Raw genomic sequence first — 2,006 nt, forward strand, 5'->3', positions numbered from 1 at the left:
CGGGCTGCTGCGTTACCTCAACCCTGACACGCGCCCGGTCCTCGCGGCGCTACCCACCCCACAGATCGGCTTCAACTACATGGGCCGCTTCACCGCGAGTGACGCTGAAGCCCCGGCGGACTGGCGGCAGGCCAGTCTGGGCGGCGACGCGATCGAGCGGATGCCGGCGGCCCACGCCCTGGAGGCCAGCGGAATCGTCCGGGACGGGCCGGCGGGCCCGGAGCTGAGCCTGTCGCTGGCCTGGCCGGGCGATCTGCTGACCGAGGCCGAGGTGCGGAACCTTGCCGAGGGATGGGTGGCGATGCTGACCGGGCTGGCCGAGCACGCCGCGCGCCCCGAGGCGGGCGGGCACACCCCCTCCGACTTCCCGCTGCTCGAGCTGGCTCAGGAGCAGGTGGAGGAGTTCGAGGCGATGGCAGCCGAGATCGAGAAGGGGATGTCGACATGACGCGCTCCGCGCTGGCCGAGGTGTGGCCGCTCTCGCCGCTTCAGGAAGGGCTGCTGTTCCACGCGCTGTACGACGAGGACGCCGCCGGCTCCTACGTCGTCCAGCGAATCCTCGACCTGCGGGGCCCGCTGGACGCGGACGTGCTGCGCGCCTCGGTTGAGGCCCTGCTGGACCGCCACGCCAACCTGCGGGCCGGGTTCCGGCAGGCCGCCGGGATGGAGCAGCCGGTCCAGGTGATCCCGCGGCGGGTGAAACTACCCTGGACACAGGTGGACCTGTCCGCGCTGGCCGAGGAGTCGGCGCTGGCGGAGGTGTCCCGGCTGACTGCCGAGGACCGAGCCTGTGGGTTCGACCCGGCGGTGCCGCCGCTGCTGCGCTGCACGCTCGTCAGGCTCGGCCGGCATCGGCACCAGCTGGTCATCACCAACCATCACCTGCTGATGGATGGCTGGTCGCTGCCGGTGATGCGGCGCGAGTTGTCGGCGATCTACGCGGCCGGCGGTGACGCGAGCGGGCTGAAGCCGGTCTCGCCGTACCGAGACTACCTGGAGTGGCTCGGCCGCCAGGACCGCCAGGCCGCCCGGGCGGCCTGGCAGCGGGAACTGCGCGGAGCCGACGAGCCGACCCTCGTCGCCACGCCGGACCGGGGCACGGTGACGGCAACGGCGACGGGGCTCGCGCGGGTCCGGGTGACCGTGCCTGACGAGCTGACCGCCGCGCTGCGTGCCCTGGCCCGTAGCCGCGGCCTGACGCTGAACACGCTGGTACAGGGGGCGTGGGCGCTGCTGGTCAGCCGCCTGGCCGGCCGCCGTGACGTGGTGTTCGGCGCGGTGGTGGCGGGTCGTCCGCCCGAGCTGCCCGGTGTGGAGGAGATGCTGGGGCTGTTCGTCAACACCGTGCCGGTCCGGGTGCCGCTCGACCCCGCCCAGCCCGTGGTGGAGATGCTGGCCGAGCTTCAGGGCCGCCAGTCGGAGCTGATGGCCTACCACCATCTGGGGCTTGCCGAGATCCAGCGACTGGCCGGCCCCGGTGCCACCTTCGACACGCTGCTGGCCTATGAGAACTACCCCCGTGACCCTGGCGGCGCCTCGGTCACCAAGGGCGACGGGCTGCGGATCACACCGGCCGGGAGCGAGGAGGCGGTGCACTACCCGGTGAGCCTGGCCGTGATCCCAGGGGAGCAGCTACGGCTGCGTCTTGACTGCCGGCCGGAGGTGTTCGACCAGCAGACGGCCGCCGAACTCGCCGACCGTTTCCTGCGGGTGCTCGACGGGATCGCGGCCGATCCGATCGCACCTGTCGGCCGGATCGGGGTGCTGGGGGACGCGGATCAGGCCCGGGTGGTGGATGGGTGGAATGAGACGGGGGTGGTGGTGCCGGAGGTGACGTTGTCGGAGTTGTTTGAGGCGCAGGTGCGGCGGAGTCCGGGTGCGGTGGCGTTGGTGTGTGAGGGGCGGGTGGTGTCGTATGGGGAGTTGGAGGTGGCGGCGAATCGGTTGGCGTGGCGTTTGGTGGGGTTGGGGGTGGGTGCGGAGCGGGTGGTGGCGGTGGCGGTGGC

Annotated in this window: 2 protein-coding genes; both read left to right on the forward strand. The window is 72.3% G+C overall.

Annotation, left to right across the window (positions count from 1 at the left end):
- Positions 1-448: hypothetical protein (locus BMG523DRAFT_RS22235; RefSeq protein ID WP_043592332.1), on the forward strand; the 448-nt coding region annotated here is incomplete at its 5' end.
- The coding region (locus BMG523DRAFT_RS22240) for a condensation domain-containing protein (RefSeq protein ID WP_152987903.1) at positions 445-2,006 on the forward strand (1,562 nt) is incomplete at its 3' end. The genes BMG523DRAFT_RS22235 and BMG523DRAFT_RS22240, both read left to right, overlap by 4 nt.

The organism is Frankia sp. BMG5.23 (genome assembly GCF_000685765.2).
Lineage (GTDB): Bacteria > Actinomycetota > Actinomycetes > Frankiales > Frankiaceae > Frankia > Frankia casuarinae.